Genomic DNA, 22,039 nt, shown 5'->3' on the forward strand with positions numbered 1-22,039 from the left:
AGTGTAAAATGAATGCGCTTTATTTTTAAGTTTAGATATTTCCTTTAGCTAACGGAAAGGTGTACTCATTTAATGGAATTCCATAAATGGATGACCTTTGAAAGGTAAATTAAAGGCGGCAATTGAAAATAAAAAAAGCCAATTGCTTTTGTAAGCAATCAGCTCAATTATGAATTTGCCCATACATCATTTTCACGATTTCCTCTTTGGAACTGCTTTTAATTAGTTTTTGAACGGTTGATTTATGTTCGATAATATTAATTAATAGCTGATACATTTGATTTAAATTATCAGAACCACCTTCTTCAATATTTAATAAACAAACAAATTGAACCATTTTTTGTTCATCCCATTGAATCGGAGATTTTAACGTACATACTGTCCAAAATGTTTTATTTGTTATGGGTTTAATTGGGTGTGGGATAGCAACTAAATTGCCAAAACAAGTGGTTGCCAGATTTTCTCGTTCTAATACAAGTTCTACATAATCTTTTGAAACGAGACCTTGTTTATATAATTCATTACACAAGAAACGAATCGTATATTCCTTGGTATCCAATTCTTGATGAATAAATATCCGTGATGGATGTAAATAATCCTTTATATTGCTTTTAGAGGAAACTAATTTTTTCTTTATATTTGTAATATCTTCCTCTTCTAAAAATGTATTGACCACAAGAACTGGTATACCTAATTTCTCCTTAATTGGAATGGTGCTAATAATAAAATCAATCCCCGATAAATTATATGAGGCCAAATTATAATAATTGATTGTACCTACTATTTGGATGTCACTTTTAAATACATTTTGCAAATGATAAAACAGAAGTCTTGCACTTCCCATACCAGTTGCACACACAATTAAAACCCTTTTTGCTTGTTTTTGTTTTTCCTTCAACCGTTCAAGGGCCGCTCCAATATGCAAGGCAATGTATGCAATTTCATTTTCATCTGTTTCTTTATTTAAGTAGTCCTCTATACATTTACTTGCAACAACAGCACCTTCAAATGCACTTGGAAATTTTTTCTTCGTTTGGTTCAATAACGGATTTCGCATATTTAGTCCATATCGTAATCGATTCATGGCTGGCCGAAGGTGTAAGGTTATCCCTTTTATAAATTCTAAGTCATTATAGAAGTCCCAATTAAACTCAGTCCTTAATTTTTCCATCATGCAATTCACAAGATTATTTACTTCATCAAATTCGCCAAAATTGGTTAATTCCTCTTTGGTTAATAATTTTGTCCCTAATAAATGGACAATAATATAATCGATTTCCGATTTTGGGAAAGTTAACCCAGTAATGAACTCGACCTCTTTAATAATTTCCATTGAAACCATTTTTTCAATTGCATGTTCATTCCCTATGTGAACACCCAATGGATCAATGATAAAGCCTTCTTGTATTCTTTTACATGCAATCGCAATATGAATAGTCAAGTTTCCCAGTTCAACATCCGAAATGTTAATATGATGATCATTTACCTTTTTTATCAGGACCTCTTTTATTTTTTCAAAAAATACGCTTTCTACTAGTTGAAAGGGGTCACCTTTCAAAGTAATATCCCAACTTTTTCTTAAGATCAAATTTGACAAACATGACCTTTTCATATGTTCGTCCCCTTCTACTTTTGTTCCATAATGAGGACGGTTCATGATTTTCAATTTGTATTTATTTGTAATTTCTCGGACTAATTTCAGGTCTTGTTGCAGCGTTGATCTGGAAACAAATATTTCTTCTTCTAAAGTCTCAAATTTAATAAAATCCTGAGCCAGCAGTAATCGTGTTACTATATATCGAACCCTGTCTTCCTGTTCCATGTAAGTAGTTGACTCGTTATTTTCTTCAGATAATAGAGAAGATTTTTTTGAAAGTAATTCGGAATTCAACACTTTCAATTGGTAGCCTTTTCCCCGTATCGATTCAATATGAATACTTAACATACCACAACTGTTAAGCTGCAACTGTTTAATTTCATTACGAACTGTTCTGTCACTAATACCCATTTCTTTAGCAATCCATTTAGCAGTTACGGGTTCAGAGGATTCTGCTAGAAATTGTAAAATACTTTTTTGACGTTTGGTTAACGATAACATTCAAATCAACCCTTCTAGCATGCTACTATCATTACTCCTATTTTTGTTTATCTTTCAACTATTGTTGCTATTATAGTCAGAGATAAATTTTTGATTCTATTGTATCAAACTTATCTTAATAATTGAACGATTCTATTTTTACCTTTCTTCACTGTATTGGCAATCAATTCAAGTACTGAAGAACAGTATATTTATTTAAAGTTATAGATAAATATACACAGTCAATATGTCCCTTGACACGGAGCCTTTATGAGCTTGGTGTCCTGAGAAGGGAGAAAGTGTGAAATTTCTCTTCCTTTCGAAAGGCGAATAGCCTACCGCGCTCACCTCTCCATGTAAAGCGATGATATACAAATAATATACTGCCAAAACCTATATTTTTTCGCCATGAGTGCCTGTCACTCCCCGAAGTTTAGTAGATTTTGTCGACAAATTCAGATAGTAGAATCTTTGATGATTGTAAATTTATAGGTTAACCCATACAAAGGCTCAGTAGTTAAACTGAGCCTTATAAAATAACTGTTTAATTTAAAATAAGCTGTTATACACACTACACGTGCACGGAGTGTATGTGGCAACACACGGGGTGTTGATGAGTAATTAATTCTTCAAGGAATCAATCAAAATTCCCGTTTACCATTACATATACGCAATATGGGATATTCCTTTAATTTCTTTAAACATTCTTCCTGTTACGGATTTTGATTAAAATATCTATTATTTTTATTTGACCATGGAATACTGCTTGTAATAATAAAACCAACACAGCAAAATTTAATGGCTTTTTGTTAACATCAACAAAATCAAAGAAAACAGGTACAAAAGAGATTATAAAAGTTAAACTCCCTGATATCACTAAGATAAACAGGTATAAAATCCTAATTAAATTATCAATCCATTTATCATAAAACTCTTCTTATAGGTAACATTTATGTATTTACTTCCGTATATCATAATTTTAAGAATATGCGAGATAATAAACCTTTTGATGTGTCAAACTTCCAGAACAGTCTAATATTTATTATAAATATAAAGAAACTATCTCTTACTATTTCGAGATAGTTTCTTACTACAAATGAACTTTTAATTATTCAGGGTAGCGGATGCCTCTTTTCCCTTTTTATAATATGTTTCCATTACATCTTTTGGAACCATACTACCTCCTGTTGCCCAAGCGATATGTGAAACATTTTTTATTTTATTTTTTAAGTTGTTATTCTCTATATACCTTTGTCCAGCTTCATCTCTGAATAATTGAATTGGACCATGGATTCCAGCTAATGCAGAAGGTTCTAATTGAATATTTTCTGAGTCGGATAACATACTTAATAGTATATATAACTCCTCATCTTTTACAGTATATGATCCACTCATTAGGTTTTCTAATGTTTTCCCTACGAAACCTGAAGCCCTACCAACAGCGAGTCCATCTGCATCAGTAATGTTATCGATTCCAAAATCTTGCACCGATACTTTATCATGCATACCTGTCATTAATCCTATAACCATACATGGGGAATGTGTTGGTTCGGCAAAGAAGCAATGTACATTATCCTTGAAAACTAACTTTAGCCCAAATGCTACTCCACCAGGTCCGCCACCAACTCCACATGGAAGATAAACAAATAATGGATGATCCTCATCAACAACTACATTCATTTCTTCTAATTGCCTTTTTAATCTATAAGCTGCTACAGCGTATCCTAAAAATAAGTTAGTCGAATTTTCATCATCAACAAAGTACATGTTTGGATCTGCTTCTGCTTGTTTTCTACCTTCCTCTACTGCCTTACTATAATCTGATTCGTACTCAATTACTGTAACACCCTTGCTTCTAAGGAGGTCTTTCTTCCATTGTTTTGCGTCAGCTGACATATGAACATAAACCTTGAACCCTAATTGTGCACTCATTATTCCGATACTAAGGCCTAGGTTTCCAGTTGATCCCACTGCAATTGAATACTTCGAGAAAAACTCTCTAAATTTATCACTATCGATGTTTGAATAATCATCTTTTATTGTTAGCATGTTATTCTCAATAGCTAAATCTTCTGCATGTTTTAAAACCTCATAAATACCGCCTCTTGCCTTAATTGACCCAGAGATAGCAAGATGACTATCACATTTGAGCAATAATTGACCTAAGATTTCTTGATTATATGTTTCTTCCATTTTACTTTGCATAGTAGGAATTGGAACAATAGGTGATTCAATAATTCCATTTGTTTTTTCTGTTTCTGGGAAAACCTTAGCAATATATGGAGCAAATCTATTTAATCTTTCTTCTGCATCTCTTACATCCTTCTCTGATAAAGAGATCTTTTTAGTAGCATCTGCAAACTTTTCATATTTAGAATTTGTCCAAAACACTTCGTCAGTTGAAATAATCTTGCTCATTAGAGGATACTGCTCTTCCCATTCCTTTATAGTTCTTCCTTGAATTATCTTATTTTCCATTCCAACTCATCTTCCTTCCATAATTTATTTTTCTTATTCATAATTTTTTATATAAATTGTGCTAAAAGTAATACCCCTCCAAGTGCAACAATCGATGCAAGAACAGTTGCAGCAGTGAAGCTCTTAAACGCATCTGGTAATGATAATCCCAAATATTCTTTTACAAGCCAGAAAGCAGAATCGTTAACATGACACCATCCAATAGCTCCAGCACCAATAGCGAGAACTGCAATTTCTGGACTCAAAGTTGGATAAGCGGCCAACAATGGACCTATTATTCCCGCAGCACTAAGCATGGCTACCGTAACGGATCCAATAGCAAGGTGTAAAATTGCTGCTACTAGCCAAGCCAAAATAATTGGGTTCATATTTAATGATTGCATAATATTAGATAACTCTGTACCTAACCCACTATCAACCAAAAACGCATTATAAGCACCGCCACCACCAATGATCAACAAAATGGATGCAATTGACTTAAATCCTTCCTCAGAATGAGATAATAGTTCTTTCATCTTTAGACCACGAGAAAGTCCTAATGTGTAATAAGCTACAAATACTGAAATAAGTAAAGCGATAATTGGATTACCTAAAAATCTAACAAGATTGTAAGAAAAAGAACCTTCTGTAAGATATAAATCACTTGCTGTTTTTCCTACCATAATGAATAAAGGTAGAAGAATAGTAAATAAAGTAATTCCAAACCCAGGAAGCTTCTCATCTGGCGTTGGGGCTTTTACCTCTAATTCATTAAATGCTTCGGTCCTACACTTACCACTAATGAACTTAGCAAAAATTGGCCCAGCAATGATTGCAGTAGGTGTTCCTATAAGAAGTGCATATAAAATAACTTTCCCAACATCGGCTCCCAACATTTCGGTAACAGCAAATGCTGCCGGATGTGGAGGTACCATGGCGTGTACAACCATCAGAGATATTGCCAAAGGAATTCCAATTCTTATAAGCGACACCTTAGCTTGTCTCGCAACGATGAAAATTATTGGAAAAAGTAAAACAAAACCTACTTCAAAAAATACTGGAATTCCAGCAATTAAGCCTATAAGTGTCATAACCCAAGGCGCACGTTTTTCTCCCATAGCATTTAGCATTGTTCGTGCCAAGCGCTCAGCACCACCAGATATCTCTAACATCTTACCTAAGATCGTTCCAAAACCGATTACAACAGCTAGTGATCCCAGCGTTCCACCTACTCCACTTTCAATGGAAGTAACAATATCAGTTAGGGGCATACCTGTAGCTAATCCAATAAAGATCCCCGCCAGAACTAAAGAAATAAATGGATGGACTTTAAGTTTAAGTATAAGAAAAATAAGTATTACAATAGATAAAAATAATACCAGCATCATCATTGCACCTGATTGCATTTTTGTATTCATTCCTTTCGTTTCGCTCAAGGACAAAACGTTATTAAATACGTATGCCTTAAGCGAGATTTTGGAGTTACATTTATCAACATGCAGGCATGTAAATGCTTACATTCATCAATATATAAACATGTAAATGCTTACATTTTAAACCAATAGTATAACCTATATTTTATTTCGAAAGGGCTTTCAAAATTTAAAAGGGTTCAAGCTAATACATTTTCTCTAAACAAAAGATTACAAGATTCATAGTAAATTATTTTATCGCAATGGCATCAATTTCTACTCTTACATCCTTTGGTAATCTAGCAACTTCTACAGCTACTCTAGCGGGATACGGGTATTGGAAGAAATTCCCATACACTTCGTTCATTGCGCCAAACTCATTCATATCTTTTAAATAAACGGTTACCTTCACAACGTCATCTAAACTATAGTTGCCGCTCTCCAATATGAATTTAATATTCTTTAGTGACTGTTTCGTTTGTTCAGTTACACCTTCTGGGATCGTATTGTCTTCGGCGTTCACTGGTAATTGTCCTGAAACAAACGCAATCCCCTTGCTTACAACACATTGAGAATAGGGTCCTATAGCACTTGGTGCGTTTGTTGTATTGATTATTTCCTTCATGTTTTCACCGCCTTAGTTGTTATGACTTTATTTTATTTCGTGTCTTGTTATTCGTCAATAATAATTTATTATCACTTTGATATTTTTTTATTAACAAGTAGAATTTTTATTACAATAGTGAATTATTACATGGTATTATATGGTTGATACCTATAAATATATCAATATCATCACTCAAGCTTAATGATAGATTCTACCAAATATAGAAGGGACGTATCCTATATGAGCAAAATTATGGATTATTACAAAGAATTAGTTGGATTTTTAGGATTGGTGGTGGGTGAAAACTGCGAAATCGCCCTGCAGGATGTAAGTGATGAAAAAGATTGCATTGTTGCAATTGCGAACGGTCATATTAGCGGCAGGAAAGTAGGGTCTCCCTTAACAGATCTTGCTCTTAAGTTTATCAAAAGCGAAGTATGGAAAGAAAAGGATTATGTTTATAATTATAAGGGTAAAACGAAGAATAATAAGATATTAAATTCTTCCACTTTTTTTATAAAAGAAAAAGGGAATTTATTAGGAATGCTTTGTATTAATATCGACAATTCTAAACTTATTGACTTAAGCCAGGAAATTCTTCGTTTAGGTTTTGGCGGCGGTTTAAAATTACAGTCAGAAGCTCCTACAGACTTCAGTACCGTTCAACTTTCACTTGATACCGCCCCTACCGAAACGGAAAACTTCTTTGAAAATCCGGAAGACATCGTGGATTCTGTTATCAAAGAGTTTTATGAAGAAAAACAAATTCCAACCGAGCGCCTAACACAAAAGGAAAAGATAGAGTTAATTGAAAAGCTTGAAAGTACAGGTATCTTTAAGATCAAAGGTTCTATCAGCCAAATTGCTGATAAATTGATGGTATCTGAGGCAAGTGTGTATCGATATCGTTCGAAACTGCAGAAGATGAAGCAGGGGGTGAACTGAACATTATTTGAAAATATAGGAGGTGAAACGGGAAATGGGGCAGGTTACTGACTCTTTGTTATAGAGAGTAGGGGGGCATTTCCATGGCCCCCTACTCATCAATTCGCACGTGCCCTCTAAAGGCATACGGCTTACCATCATGTTACATTGAATACCTTTATTTACCTTGAACAATGTTTTCTACAGTAGGGTACGAACGGTTTAGTTGACGGGGTCAAGCCCCACGGGCAGTTACGCTCTTCCATGGCTACTGATATAATATAACCATATAAATATGGTACAATTATAACCCGCATAGAAATTGGCTCCGACGTGAATGTTGTACCTAAAGCTACTATGTAAATTATTTCTAAATACTCGGATTTCCCCCTAGGGTTCCAGGAAATTCTTTAATAATGCTCTCTTTTCTTTTTAAATCTTCAATTGTACAATTATTAAATTCTTGAACAAGTTTATGGACACGGATATTTTTCATTCTTAGTTCATCAGTACCCCGTTGATAATGAATTTTCCCTTTATCTCCTATATATAATCTCCTTTATCATTTACTTCTAACATACCACACTATCTTCAAGAGACCTGCTTGTTAGTTTAAGTTACAAACATTTACAATCTATAAGTCTTCCCAGAAGCTTGCTCACGAGCTACTTTCAGAAAATGATCCAAAAAATACAAAAGCAGGTGGAGAAAAACGACTGTTTTTTCTCCACCTGCTTTATTTTTAGGATTTATCGAACAGCCCCTTCTTTAGCTATAAAGGGAGTATTCACGTCAAGAAATCGTCTCGAATTATCTTGCAGTAGCTCCACCATCAATAACGAACTCTGCCCCAGTTGTGAAAGAAGATTCATCAGATGCAAGGAATACAACTGTATGTGCAACTTCTTCGGTATTGCCCATTCTTCCTAGTGGATAAGCGCTATTTAATTCCTCTGTCGTACGTCCAGTTGCTTCTGAAGCATAGTCTGTCATTGCAGTTTCAATAAATCCTGGATGAATAGAGTTTACACGCACACCTTTGCCAGCGAATTCAATAGCCGCATCTTTTGACATGATGCGAACAGCACCTTTACTTGCCCCGTAAAGAGCATGTCCAGGAGCTCCAAATAAACCAGCAATTGATGAAGCATTAATTATAGAACCTTTCTTTTGTTCTACCATCACAGGGATCACATGCTTCATACCAAGGAAAACTCCTGTTACATTTATAGACATTAAACGATTCCATTCATCTAATTCTATTTCAGTAAGAGGTTTGATGATATAGATTCCTGCGTTATTAAATAATACATCGATTTTATTGAAATGGCTTCTTGTTTCACTAACAACCTTTTTCCAATCGTCTTCATCACTTACGTTATGTTGTATGAAAATGGCTTCAGCACCCATTGCTTGAATCTCTTGAGCAGTGTTCATAGCCGCATCTTTATTAATATCAGTAATGACTACCTTTGCCCCTTCTTTCGCAAATTTTAATGCGGTCTCCTTACCAATTCCAGTTCCTCCGCCAGTAATGATTGCAACTTTGTCTTGTAATCTCATAATAAACTCTTCCTCTCTTTAATTATATGTCTTTATCAAAAAATAGAATTAAGCATGCTTTTTTACATCCGGTTTAACAAACATCAAGAATAATATTGAACATAATAGGATTGTACCTGACACTACTAAAATGGAATTATTATATCCTTGAATAATATTTTCTTTTGATAAGCCGATAAGAAATCCAGTAGCTACAGGAGCTATCATTCCACCTACATTTTGAAATGACATTAAAATACTTGCCATAAGTCCACTTCGCTCCGGTACTAGCCTCATCATAATTTGTGGTCCAATTGCAAAGTTTGCACCCGTTAAACCATATGCTGTACCAAATGCAATGACATTCCAAACAGGATTTTGTATAAACACCACACTAGCAACCAACAGACTGCCAATAGCGGCTGCTACACCAATCACAATTACACGGGATAAACGCCAATTTTGTGTTTTTGCTAGCACTTTGTCAGAAACCATCGACACTAGAAAAATGATTGCAGCGGAACTTATTCCAATTATTGAAACAGAAACTCCCATCTGACTAGAAGTCAGACCTGTTACTTTAGTTAAATAGTTCGGCATCCAGATTGCCGTCCATACGACAAATATAAAAGTAGAGAAGGCCAGAAATAATGTGAAAATAGAAGTTGGTGAAAAAATGGCCTTTACTACTTCTTTACCACTTTTCTTTTGGACACTATTTGCAACCGGATTTTTTGTTGCTGCCATTTGCTTTATACTAGAAGGGCTTTCTTTTGTAGTAAACATAAATAGGAGAACCCAAATTACACTTACTCCTCCAAATACAGCAAAAGCAACTTTCCAGCCAAATGTTGTAAGTCCAATGATTACAGGCGCTAAAACTAACCCTCCTGCTGTTGCTCCTAAAGTAAATAAAGAGCTTGCGACTCCGCGTTTTTCAGCGGGGAACCACTTATTGATATGACTCATTGCAACTGGACCAAATGGACCTTGAAAGATTCCTAATAGGACTCTATATAGAATCAGCGCACTAAATCCATTAATCGCTAGAGCCCCAAATTGTATGATGCCCCACGATAGTATAAGAATGGAAAGTATTTTTTTCGTTCCAAACCGATCAGAAAGTGCAGCACCGATAATCCCAGAAATCGGAAACAACCAATAATAAGCACTTCCCACTAAGCCCCATTGGTTAGAATTCAAACCAAGATCATTCATAATTAAATCCGCTGAAAGGCCGATTATATTTTTTCCGGAGAAATTAATTAAATTTCCAAAAAACAAAAACGCAATGATACCCCAAAGAACCCAGCTGTATTTCTTACTCGAATTTAATGCCTTTTCCATCTATAATTCCATCTCCCTAAAACATTATCCATCAAGTTAACCTCTTCCTATACTCCATCTCCCTAAAAATATTATTCATAAAGCTAACCTCATATTGGGAATAATAGTAACAAATCTTTCAATTAGAATATGGATTCACTTCAATTTCTTCTATTAAAGTCATTTGATAAAGGGCTTACAATATTTTGATTGGGCTCCATCGCATATTGTTCACATGTCAAAGCATGTTGCCTTATAATAGAAATAGGGCATCTCACCCACCCGCTAAGGCCTATCTGGTATTTGCCATACAGAAATAGGGGAGATCTCCATACTTTTCATGTTTAGAACCACTAATCCCAAGGTCTTTAATCGATGAAATTTTACTCAATAGTGATTCCGTGAATTGAAAGTCGTCACAAATCGTTCACAATTATTATGTTACAATATCACAGCCACCTAGAACTATCCTATATATTAAGGGTTAATCCTTATTTCACACCCTCAATATATAGGTAATTTATCCGTTAAAGGAGATACTTTATTCAATGCGACCTGATTTATTTCCCTATAACGATATATCATTTGAGGAATTTAAAATCTTTCTAAAAAAAAATAAAACCCAACTTCAAATGAGTATTAATGTGCAAATAAGATTAGAATTAAATCTATCCAAAGAAGAACAATCTATTATTGAGTTTCTTGCAAGTTCATTTTTGCAAATTTTAACTGAACCAAATGAAAACAAAGCCCAAATCGACTTAGATACCCTTTTAAAGACTTGGATACAAACGTACTCAATGATTTTGAATCATCATTTTTTATACCTATTACACCTTATTCTGGAAAAGTCTTTTGCAAATTTATTAAAAAATTCTGCAGACGTAAAGGCTTATTCCTATATGTTTTACTTACCTATTATTGCTACAAAAATTTCTAACCTATTTTCTAATTGGAAGAATGCTATTAAAACTTCAGATGATTTTCATTCCCATTCTTCACAGAGCTTGTTACTTTCATATTTGGAATTATTTCCAATTCAACAACTTTTTCTTGTTCAGCATCATAATATAACTAGCCCTGTCATATTGGGTTGGGTAAGAACAGAACAAGAAACGATCCGAAGAATTCCTTTTTATCCGCTTTTAGATACAGACAATGCTCAATTTAACGAGTTATCTGAGCATTCACTAGCTTTAAATGTTGGTGAAACTAGCATATATCTATACCCGAAAACAACATTAGATAAGGAACAAGAAGAAACAATCAGAAATTATCTGTTACGTTTTAATGTTTTCGCTAGTAATAATGCACAATATGAAAAAACTTTACTAAATAAACTTAAAATTCTAGATGAATTTAATAAAGTACTCATAAGCTACTCTGGAAGCAATGACTTCATAAAAATAATAAAGGAATGCGAAAGGCTGCTTAACTATAAAAGATGTGTTTTCTATGCATATATCCCTTGGTCAAATGAGTTTAAAGGTGTTATTGGTGAAGAATTATCAAAGGTTCAAAAAACACAAGGATACGTATATCCGAATCAGTTGTTTCATACCATGCTAATTACAAGAAAGCCAATATTTATTAAAAACCCCGTACATACGGTAAAAGATGAGACGATTCAGTTATTCAATCTATCTTCACTCATTGTTGCTCCAATATGTCATTATAAAGAAGTTCTCGGTTGGGTGACTTTGGATCAGGTGGGAAAAGAGTTTGATTGTACGCAAGAGGATTTACAACTTATAGAGGAAGTTTGCAATAGAATAGGATTATTTCTAAAGAATTTCGATCATAATGTATCACCAAGTAATAATATCGAATTAACTGATCGTGAGTTTAGTGTATTAACTCTCCTAGCAGATGGATACGATAATAAGAAAATGGGAGAGTTCCTTCATCTAAGCGAGCATACAATTAGAGACTACATAAGTAGTCTTATGTTAAAGTTAAAAGCTAAAAATCGTACCCAAGTTGTATCATCTGGGTTCCGCCTAGGATTGTTAACCTAAAGCCATTAATACCGTTTACACGCAAAAGGGCAGCCACTCATTAGTGATCTGCCCTTTTTAATAGAAGTTGTGTGACACATGTTTCGGAATTTGCACAACTCTTCCATTTCCCTGTTTTATCTTATTGAGCAGTATAACCTCCATCTATCATTAGAGAACTACCTGTGACAAAGTCATTTTCACTCAAGAATATTATTGCGTGTGCAATTTCATCGGATCTTCCAAGTCTTCCAATCGGGTGTTTCGCAACTAGCTCATCATAGGCTTCACCTAGTGCTTCTTTGTTAACCAAGCCACTTTCAACATAACCTGGGCAAACAGCATTTACTCTAATGTTATGTTTTGCGTACTCAAGAGCAACAGATTTAGTCATAATATTAACTGCCCCTTTACTTGCATTATAAGCAAACACTCCTGATTTTCCAACGTGCCCTAACATAGAAGCTGTATTCACAATGGAACCGCCACCCGTTTTTAACATTTCACGAATTGCATATTTCATCCCAAAAAATACACCGTCTTGGTTAATTCGAATAACTCTATCATAATCTTCGAATGATAATTCGTGAGTAGAGGCCTTTACCGCTACTCCAGCGTTATTCACCAATACATCAACTTGACCATAATGTTTAACCGTTTCAGAAACTAGGTTTTCTACAGATTTTTCATCGCCAACATCGACCTTCACGAACAAAACATCTGCACCTGTAGCTTTCAATTCTTGCTCAACATCTTTACCGCCTTGTTCGTTATAATCAGCGATCACCACTTTAACCCCTTTAGTTACAAAAGCCTTCACAGTAGATAATCCGATACCAGAAGCACCACCTGTTACAATTGCAACCTTGTCACTTAAATTTGTCATATGTAATTCCCCCTTTGATTATGCAAAATATTAATATATTTTGTTTGCGCTAAAACTTTGTCCTCATTTTAAAAATTTACTCAAGAGTGATTCCGTATTTTGAAAAGTGTCACAAATTCTTCATATTTTTAATTTTACAATTTCACAGTAGCTAGAACTATCCTTTATATTGATGGTTAATCCTTATTTCACATCCTCAATATATAGGTAATTCGATAATAAAAAAATGGGGAAGTTCCTCCATCTAAGCGAGCATACAGTTAGAGACTACATAAGTAGTCTTATGTTAAAGTTAAAAGCTAAAAATCGTCCCCAGTTTTGTCATCTGGGTTCCATCTAGGATTGCTAACTTAATTTCTAAGCAATACACTTTATCATAATTAATATTAAATAAAGCGCCTGGTTCTCCTTCAAAGAGTGGTGACAGCGTACTAATATTACGAACATTGGTACGCTTTCCAACTCGTAAAGCCATTGATGCCGCAACAAGCAAAAGGGCAGATCACATCATGCCGCCCGTAAGATGAGAGTATGTAATATCTTTAACTCTAGGTGAGAAAAGTGCGGTATAGCGGGATTTTGCTAAATTCTGTCCGTAACATCTTTAACGGAAATATATCGTTTTTCATTAGATTGCGTTAGAAAAATGTTAGCAGTCACTATAAGTCCCTCTATATTTCGGTAGAAAGAAACCAGAGCAGTGAAAGTGGGTTAGTCGACTTTTCAGCACAAAAAGGCTCAAAAGCTTTCAGCTTTTGAGCCTTTTCTTGATAGACTGCCTAATTTCATTTGCCTTATTTTTTTACATTTACTTTTGTAACTGAGCTTATATTACCAGCCTGATCCTCCGCATAGACAGAAAGATCATTCTTGGCCTCTTGCTTAGCAATTTCAACTGAGAATTGACCTTTTTTATCTGCTACGGCGCTGCCGAGTATTTTGTTGCCATCTTTTACCTCAACAATCGTACCAGCTTCTGCTTCACCTGTTACCTTTGTCGTATCAGCAGTTATTTTATCCACTTTAGGTTTTTTTGGTGCTGTTTTATCAATCGTAAATTGTATTGTCGTTACATTTCCTGCTTCGTCTGTTACTACTAATGTATAACTTCCTTCTGCAGTGACCTTCGTTCCGCTTGCAAACTCTTTACCATCTAATTTTGCTGTACCTTCATTAAAGGTAATCGTGACATTATAATTATAGAAACGATTGTTTTCTACTCCACTAACAATAGGTGCTGTTGTGTCTGATTCCGTTGGATCAGACCCTGATGCTCGAGTACCTATTAATTCCCTAGTATCTCTTACACGAATCCGCGTTCCTTGGGCAAATTCACCTGAAAGTCCAACGGCTTCTAACGTGTCACCCTTTGCAAGAACGGGTACAGGGACATTGCTTTGGTTCACAATGTAACCATCTGTAAATACTAGCACATCACCAGAACCATCATTGATGACATAAGAATTTTCATCGAACTGCGATACAACTTTTCCATTTACCTTAACAAGAAGCCCTTGGTTGGCAGCGGATGTTGCCTCGCCAGTCGGAACTACCTTTGGTTGAAGAGGTTCACCAGTACCGATTTTAATAACATCTTTAGAGAAATTTGTAAACTCTAATTCTTTGTTATTATCAAAAGTCTTAATATGGCCATAAACACGTACTTTATCGCCCAGTTTTAAAGAACCATCTGGAACTTCTTGGAATGCCATGATGCCGCCAGTTTCATCCTGTAGGTTGAAGGCATCGAAGAATACTCCTGCTCCAGTAGTGACCGTGCCTTCCACAACAACATCTGTTTCATCTGCTAATTTTCTAACATCAGCAATCTTTGAAACCTCTGTTTCACGATGTGCTAACCAATTTAACGCATTTAGTGTAAATTCGTCATTTCCTTTTGGTTCATAAGATTCATCCATTTGTTTGTCATTAAAGATGTTCATACCAGAAACAACAATGCGCCCATTATTAATTTCCTCTGATGCGATTAACGGAATAGCAGATCCGCCCGTCTCATCGGAAACAGCATCATACGTATATCCACCTTTAATATTTCCTTGGTAGGTCGTTTCATTTCCCTTCGCAAGGATTGTAACCGTACCGCTTTCTATTAGCGGCTGATTATTATCCCCAGACAAGCTCGTTCCGCTATAGTAATCGACAAACGATACGCGATCCGTAATATAATTGGAAACTAATCCTGGATGGACTCTGACTGCATAAGGGCTTACCTTTGGATCGCTCCAGAAGTTTCCGGCTTTACTATCATCAAATACCCCATCGTTGCCTACTCGGATAGCCGAGCCAATATCAGTTAGCAATCCATTATTAATAGTAGGGTTTGTACCGTTATTGCTTTTTTCAGCCATTAATAAGGAACCGCCATTTTTCACAAACTTGGCTACTGCAGCATTTTCATCAGCAGTAAGTGCTGTTCTTGCATGTGTAAGTACTAATACATTTACAGTACTTAATACTTCATCAGTAAGTGCTACTTTATTTTCCGCTACAGTGTATCCTTCTTTTTGAAGCATAAGTGTAAAAGCTTTTAAGTTATCTTTATACGATCCACTGTCAGCACTTGTATTTTCGTTGCCGTGAGCAGCATCGATTAATACATTAATGCCCAGCGGCTCTTTAATTTTTACTGGCAACGAATATTTCACATCACCAATATCCATACCATCATTTGATGTGACAACAACAATTAACTGATGGTCGCCTTTTATCGGGCTTGTCCATGTAGCTGTTGCTGTTGCTGAGCTCTTCGTTAAAATAGATGAAATGTTATTTGTTCCGATAAAATTATCAGATTTTACTTCATCGTAGTAGAAGTCTACCTTAAGGTTTTTAATGGCTTCCGTACCGTTATTTGCAACCGTTGCCGTTAATTTAGAAGGGTTCCCTCCAATAATAACGCCACCATCAATATTAATATCGTTAACTTTTACATCGACAGATTCTTCTTTTGACCAGATTGGTGAAGAATAAATTTGTTCGCCATCCATTTGTGTAACTTTTACGACAAACCATTGCTGGCCGCCTTCTACCGTATAGGATGGGTTCCATGTGAAGTCTTTTTCCATAGGAGAAATCGAATCCACTATTTTTCCACCGTTTGAAATCAATTCTACTTTTGCAATTCGATCATCTGATTTATAAGAAGTCGGAAGATATTTATAGTCGCTATCATTATGTGCTTCAGCTACAAGGTCGCTTCCTTTAATGTCAAACTTTAATGTTTTGCTATCCACTGTGGAACCCATATAGTATCCATTCGCTAAAACATCCAACGTGAAGTTTGGATCTTCTTCCATGTACACACGCATATTACGCATAGAATGAAGAAGTGATTCTTGTGAAAGATCGTCTGCAACGATAACAGTACGAGCATTTACTTGGCCCCAGGTTCCTTCATGATTGTCTTCACCATAAGTTGGAGCAACATGCCAGCCTAAATCTAATGCTGAGAAGAATTTACCTTCAGCATTTGCATATCCATAATGTCCAGAACCATTTCCAACTTCTAACATCGTAAATAATTTATCTACGTCTTTATTGTACGGTTTAAAGTTGTTAAAAGCATTTGCAGACATATCTGGATGGTTAAATTGACCAACTATGTCATCGTATGTCATTACCCATGCGTAATACTGACTTAAGTCTTGGTACTGCTTACCATTGATATTTCGGTCGATAAAATTATCTGAACCGAAGATGTTTGAGTGTCCCCATGTAGTAGAGGTCATTTCAAATGCTGGGAATACAACATAATCACTTTTTGTGTATTGTTTGGCAAGGTCTTTTGTTAATTGCCACTGATCACCACCAGTACGCTCCTGCATCCCATCACGGACTACAGTATCTGTACCCAGTTTTTCAGGGTCAATATCATGTGAATGGTCTGAGAATGCAAACCAATCGTAATGGTGGGCTTTACCTGCTTTTAAAGCATCCTCAGGTGTACCCGTACCATCATGTGAGATGTTAGTGTGGTTGTGTGTTGTACCACGGTAGTGATTTCCACCTGTAAAACGTGGAACGATTTCAAATGTCCATTCTTTTTCAGTCAGATTATCTCTTCCGTCTTTTGCTGAAACTTTCACAGTGTGCGTTCCAAGTGAAAGATCTGTTTCAGGTGTATATTTTACTTGTGTATTGCTAATTGTTGCAGCGGGTGCTGCTAGCTCAGTTCCATCCAACCACATGTGAACTGAACCTTCTTTAATGCCACTTGGGTCATTAATCAAAGCAGAAATCTCAGGTTGTGGACTTTCTACTTTCGTATCATTTTGCGGTGTTTCGCCGCTAATTACTGGACCAACAGTATCATCGATTACTGTTACTGCATATGGCACTTCACTTGTTCCAGCTGTTTGTACCTGCTCTCCAGCTTTGGCCTCAATATAATAGTCGAATCCATTTTGAGGTACATTAGCTACTGGCAATGTTACCGTATAACGTCCTTCACTGCCTTTCCCCATCGGTAATGTAGTATATTCAGCAGTTCCAGTTGCTCTGTAGTAAACCGTTACCGATTCTTCTCCATCTGCATTTGCTTCAAATTCTACATCTGTGCCTTTGTATACTTCTGTTAACGCTGAATGTTTAATACCTAGAATCGGAGCAATATCATTCACATCACGAGGGTAAAGCTGGTACCCGTTAGTGGCTGACACATTTGTAGTATATTGTCCTAGTACACCTGTAACAGTATAACTTTTACCTATCACAAGATCCGTATCAGGCTTAATACCAGTTGCTCCCATAACCCGCAATGTGGTTGCCTTATTATTTTCATCTACAAAAGTAACATTATAGTTTGCACCAGTAACTGCCACAGCTGAAACTTTCCCTGTTACAGTTACTAGGCTACCTTCAAGCGGCTCTGCCACTGCATACGTATTTAAGTCATTAATTGTAAGAGTTTTTGCTTCCGGTATTGGATTACCTTCACTAATTTTCACAATGGAGGTAGGTTCAAATTCTGATAGACCATTGTAATAAAGTACTTTACCCGTAACACGTAATTTATCACCTTTGAGAACTTTAAAACCTGCGTCTAATGAACCACTAAAGATATTAATTCCTGCTGTATCATCTTGAATATAAAAGTTCTGCTTTTGAGTTCCAAGAATTTGGGTGTCAACTGTGGCAACCCCTTCAACCGTGAAGAACTTATTTAGGTTTACAGGCTGACCCTTAGCATCAGATTCCCGAACGTCTTTAATTTGTGAAAGGACAGTCGTATCAGCTTTTGTGATAGATACAGCGGCACTTTCTAACATGATTCCTTTAGCACTGCTTGATAATTGTGTCACATAAACCGTATCAGGAGCATCATTAATCGTAATAGAAAAATCACCTAAAGCAGTAGCTTTCGTTTCTGTTGCAACTAATCTTTCAGCAACGCTAGCTTGATCATTCGGATAAACATTGATAATCGAGTTAGCTACCGCAGCACCTGCGCCACCAATTAAAGTACCAACACCATTGTTTATCACGTAACTTAATTTTGCTTGCGCGATAGCTGCACTTGCTTTTGCTGAATCTATTTGGATTGCAGCACTTTCATCCATCTCGCCCTGCAAGGCAGAAACAAATACCGATGTTAGTGCATTATCAGATGAGAAGCTTATATCAAAAGAACCATCACTTTCTGCAGTCGCTGTCGCAAGCGCAGTTCCTTTGGATGCACTTTCATATACCTTAACCGTTGAACCTGGTTCAACTGCATCAGCTGCACCTTTAACAGTTATTTCAGTTCCTTGTTGTACATATTGAATATTCATTCCTTTTGGTTGTAAACTAATAGCCGGAACCATAGGAACTTCCGGAGTGCTTGCAGTGTTTCTTGGTTCAACAACACCTCCTACATAAAAGTCGGCTGCATTGTCATCTGTATCCCAAGCATTCCCTTTTCCAAGAGATGGGTCAACGTTTGCATAGGGTCTGCGTTGGGCGCTATTTGTAGCTGACAAATTCTTGGTTGCTCCAGATCCTTCATACGAGTTTGCAGTAGAACCATAACCAACAAAATCAATTGCGCCAGTTGGTGTTGCTCCACTTTTGGCAACTTGATCGTTAAATAAAGCCACTTTCCCCGCTCCCGCAGCCATAGCGATTGCGCCCGAAGCATCTGAAGTTGGAATATCACTACCGTTTGCACCACCTGCTTCCGAAATCAGATAATAGCCATGAGCCGGAATTGTGCCATCTAACGGAGTCACTGTCCATGATGTTCCAGCAGCGGATGCATACTGTACTGACCAATTTGCAAGGTCAATTGCTTGATCTGTAGGATTGTATAACTCGATAAAATCCTTATTGTAAGGAGCCCCTGAATTACCTCCTCCCCCAAATACTTGTGAAATTACAACATGATCAGCTTGTTCTGCATGTGCTTTGCCTATTAAACCACTTGGCAAAAATGTGCTAATCAATAGAAACGCTGCCGCAGACATACTTGTCCAACGTCTGAACGTCCGATTTTTAGTTATCATCCATTAACCACCCTTTTGTTGTAAATTTTTGCATGTAATGTAGATAAGAAGATTATTTGAATAGCCCTTTTCTTCATTCCTACATTTCATTCACAGCATAAGTGTACAAAATTTTATATAACAAAATATTAATCTATTGTAAAATAAATGTTGATAATAAGTAAAAATCGTAATGCTAAATATTTCTATATACAAACACCAACAAAATATGATTATATCTAAAGTGAATTCGTTCATACTTTTGTTTTCATTATTACTACAAAAATATGTTAATATAGCAAATTTAGGAGGATTCATATTTTGTCGCATGCTAACAAAGTTCAACAACTCTTGAAAGTCAGATCTCTAACTCTGATGTTATTCACTTTTTTATTCCTTTTCTTTATTTCCTTCCCTTCAAATACTTCAGCACATGCATATAGTGCTAGTTATACAACTATTAAAATGGATTCTAACAAAACAGAGATGATATTTTCTATCGACACATTATCCATCTTAGAATTAGTACCAGATATTGATAAAAACAAAAACTGGATTCTTGAATCATCAGAAATCGAAAAAGAAAAACACCATTTAGAAGAATTAATTACAGAAGGTCTTACACTTGATAAGGGGAATAAGGAACAAACACCGAAGATTGAGAAAATGGAAATCATCAAGAAGGAAAATAAAGAATTTCTTTCTACAACTATGACCTTTCCAGTATTTTTTCCTGGCGACACACTTGTTTTTAATGATGGGTTTTATTTCAATGATACGGGGACTAATTATATCAATCTCATTTCAGCATCATATTTAGGTGAAACAAGTGAAGCCGTATTAGAAGGGAAAAACCGAACTTGGACGATGTTGATTACAGAAGTTCAGCAGGAACAGTCATCCAATGGAGAACAAGTGGCTCAGCAAGAACAACCATCTCCTGGAGAGCAAGTGGCCCAGCCAACTCCTAACCAAAAACAATCTGAACAAGCAAACCCAAGCCATACAGCAACATCATTTTCCTGGCTTTCATTTTTGAAACTTGGAATGAGTCATATTCTAACAGGCTATGATCATTTACTATTTCTACTTTCACTTCTAATAGCCAGACAAACATTTAAGCAGATTGCAACAACCATTACTGCTTTTACGATTGCTCACAGCTTTACATTAACCTTGACAGTATTAGGCATCATTGACATCCCTTCAAGTTTCGTAGAACCGGCCATTGCCCTTAGTATTTGTTATGTAGCTTTGGAAAATATTTTTCGTCAAAAGATTAGCTATCGTTGGATCATAACATTTGTTTTCGGGCTAATTCACGGAATGGGCTTTGCTGATATCCTCAAAGAGATGAATATACCAAAAAGTAGCTTAGCCATTGATTTAACTAGTTTTAATATTGGAATAGAAATAATCCAACTGGCCATCGTCTTACTGCTATTGCCGCTATTATATTTCATCTATCGATCAAAGCATTCTAAGAAAATCATTATGATTGTTTCCATCGTTGCTTTCCTATTAGGTGGAGCATGGTTAATTGAAAGACTACTATTTTAAATGGACGATGAGAAAACATATGAAAGTGCCCGACTTCATATTACAATCGGGCACTTTTTTGATATAAAGTGAAACTTCCATCAGTATGGTTTACATACGAATAAGGCTAATCCCTTATACATGGTAAATTTTCGATATTTTGTTAGAGCTATTTTTTGTTATTGCTTTATATTAGATTAAATTACTCTTGCGCAAATCATAGAAAGGCTCTAGCATTTAGATGATCAGATTACCAATAATGTATATCCCATTTACGAAAGAAATAAGAAAAAAGCTTCCACAAGTTTAGTCAACTTATGAGAAGCTTCTTTAATTTTATTGTTATTAATATGTTAGCATATCTCTGATATTTCACTAACAAACCCATTCATATCAAGGGTTGAGGGCGTTATTACATCATGCCGTACGTAAGCTGAGAGTGTGTATTATCTTTAACGGTGTGTACTAAGAGTGCGGTATTTCAAGGATTTTTTTAAATTTTACTGTAACATCTTTAACGGGAATTTACCGTTTTTAGATTACTAACCGTGCATGTCCACTTACTTACCAAGAAAGTTGCCCTCAAACAGAAAAATGAAACCATACGATTAATGTTTCTTACCACGTAACGCAAGAAATGAAAAAAAGAGGCTTTTGTAAGTTTTCTTAACCCATGAAAAACCTCTTATTTTTATGCTGTTTTCACATACTTTGTTGCTTTTCAATCATTTTTACACTAATAACCCGGGTTGATTTCCGTTGCAGGTACTCGCTTTCCGCGGGCGGTCTC

General features: G+C 35.8%; 12 protein-coding genes. 4 read left to right on the top strand and 8 right to left on the bottom strand.

Going from position 1 to position 22,039, the window contains the following annotated elements; genetic code table 11:
- Positions 1-163: 163 nt before the first annotated feature.
- The 4 genes from HNP81_RS19175 to HNP81_RS19190 all read right to left on the bottom strand — a co-directional run bounded on the left by HNP81_RS19175 (position 164) and on the right by HNP81_RS19190 (position 6,571).
- Complete coding sequence (locus HNP81_RS19175; RefSeq protein ID WP_182503690.1) at positions 164-2,098, bottom strand: BglG family transcription antiterminator; 1,935 nt, start codon at positions 2,096-2,098, stop codon at positions 164-166.
- Between the two features lie 1,083 nt (positions 2,099-3,181).
- Complete coding sequence (dsdA, locus tag HNP81_RS19180; RefSeq protein ID WP_182503691.1) at positions 3,182-4,555, bottom strand: D-serine ammonia-lyase; 1,374 nt, start codon at positions 4,553-4,555, stop codon at positions 3,182-3,184.
- 47 nt (positions 4,556-4,602) lie between these two features.
- A complete protein-coding gene (locus tag HNP81_RS19185; protein ID WP_246399472.1) occupies positions 4,603-5,952 on the bottom strand; it encodes a GntT/GntP/DsdX family permease in 1,350 nt (449 codons plus the stop codon).
- Positions 5,953-6,196: 244 nt separating this feature from the next.
- Positions 6,197-6,571: a RidA family protein gene (locus HNP81_RS19190; RefSeq protein WP_182503692.1), complete on the bottom strand. Its 375-nt coding sequence runs from the start codon at positions 6,569-6,571 to the stop codon at positions 6,197-6,199.
- A gap of 222 nt (positions 6,572-6,793) precedes the next feature.
- Between HNP81_RS19190 and HNP81_RS19195 the strand changes: the two genes are divergently transcribed.
- Positions 6,794-7,498 (top strand): helix-turn-helix transcriptional regulator, encoded by a 705-nt coding sequence (locus tag HNP81_RS19195; RefSeq protein ID WP_028394131.1) that lies wholly within the window; start codon positions 6,794-6,796, stop codon positions 7,496-7,498.
- A gap of 789 nt (positions 7,499-8,287) precedes the next feature.
- Here the strand turns inward: HNP81_RS19195 and HNP81_RS19200 are convergent.
- Entirely contained in the window at positions 8,288-9,040 is a 753-nt protein-coding gene (locus HNP81_RS19200; RefSeq protein WP_182503693.1) for an SDR family NAD(P)-dependent oxidoreductase, read from the bottom strand.
- A 48-nt stretch (positions 9,041-9,088) separates the two neighbouring features.
- Positions 9,089-10,366: an MFS transporter gene (locus HNP81_RS19205; protein ID WP_182503694.1), complete on the bottom strand. Its 1,278-nt coding sequence runs from the start codon at positions 10,364-10,366 to the stop codon at positions 9,089-9,091.
- 527 nt (positions 10,367-10,893) lie between these two features.
- Between HNP81_RS19205 and HNP81_RS19210 the strand changes: the two genes are divergently transcribed.
- Entirely contained in the window at positions 10,894-12,363 is a 1,470-nt protein-coding gene (locus HNP81_RS19210) for a LuxR C-terminal-related transcriptional regulator (RefSeq protein WP_182503695.1), read from the top strand.
- A 121-nt stretch (positions 12,364-12,484) separates the two neighbouring features.
- On the opposite strand, the gene HNP81_RS19215 is transcribed toward HNP81_RS19210, so the two are convergent.
- Positions 12,485-13,228 (bottom strand): SDR family NAD(P)-dependent oxidoreductase, encoded by a 744-nt coding sequence (locus HNP81_RS19215; RefSeq protein WP_182503696.1) that lies wholly within the window; start codon positions 13,226-13,228, stop codon positions 12,485-12,487.
- Between the two features lie 226 nt (positions 13,229-13,454).
- Between HNP81_RS19215 and HNP81_RS19220 the strand changes: the two genes are divergently transcribed.
- Positions 13,455-13,568: a LuxR C-terminal-related transcriptional regulator gene (locus HNP81_RS19220; protein WP_246399474.1), complete on the top strand. Its 114-nt coding sequence runs from the start codon at positions 13,455-13,457 to the stop codon at positions 13,566-13,568.
- Between the two features lie 454 nt (positions 13,569-14,022).
- On the opposite strand, the gene HNP81_RS19225 is transcribed toward HNP81_RS19220, so the two are convergent.
- On the bottom strand, positions 14,023-19,731 hold the full coding sequence (locus HNP81_RS19225) for an Ig-like domain-containing protein (RefSeq protein WP_182503697.1): 5,709 nt from the start codon (positions 19,729-19,731) through the stop codon (positions 14,023-14,025).
- A 300-nt stretch (positions 19,732-20,031) separates the two neighbouring features.
- On the opposite strand from HNP81_RS19225, the gene HNP81_RS19230 reads away from it, so the two are divergent.
- Entirely contained in the window at positions 20,032-21,270 is a 1,239-nt protein-coding gene (locus HNP81_RS19230) for a HupE/UreJ family protein (RefSeq protein WP_182503698.1), read from the top strand.
- Positions 21,271-22,039: the final 769 nt, after the last annotated feature.

The organism is Peribacillus huizhouensis (assembly GCF_014138605.1).
Lineage (GTDB): Bacteria > Bacillota > Bacilli > Bacillales > DSM-1321 > Peribacillus > Peribacillus huizhouensis.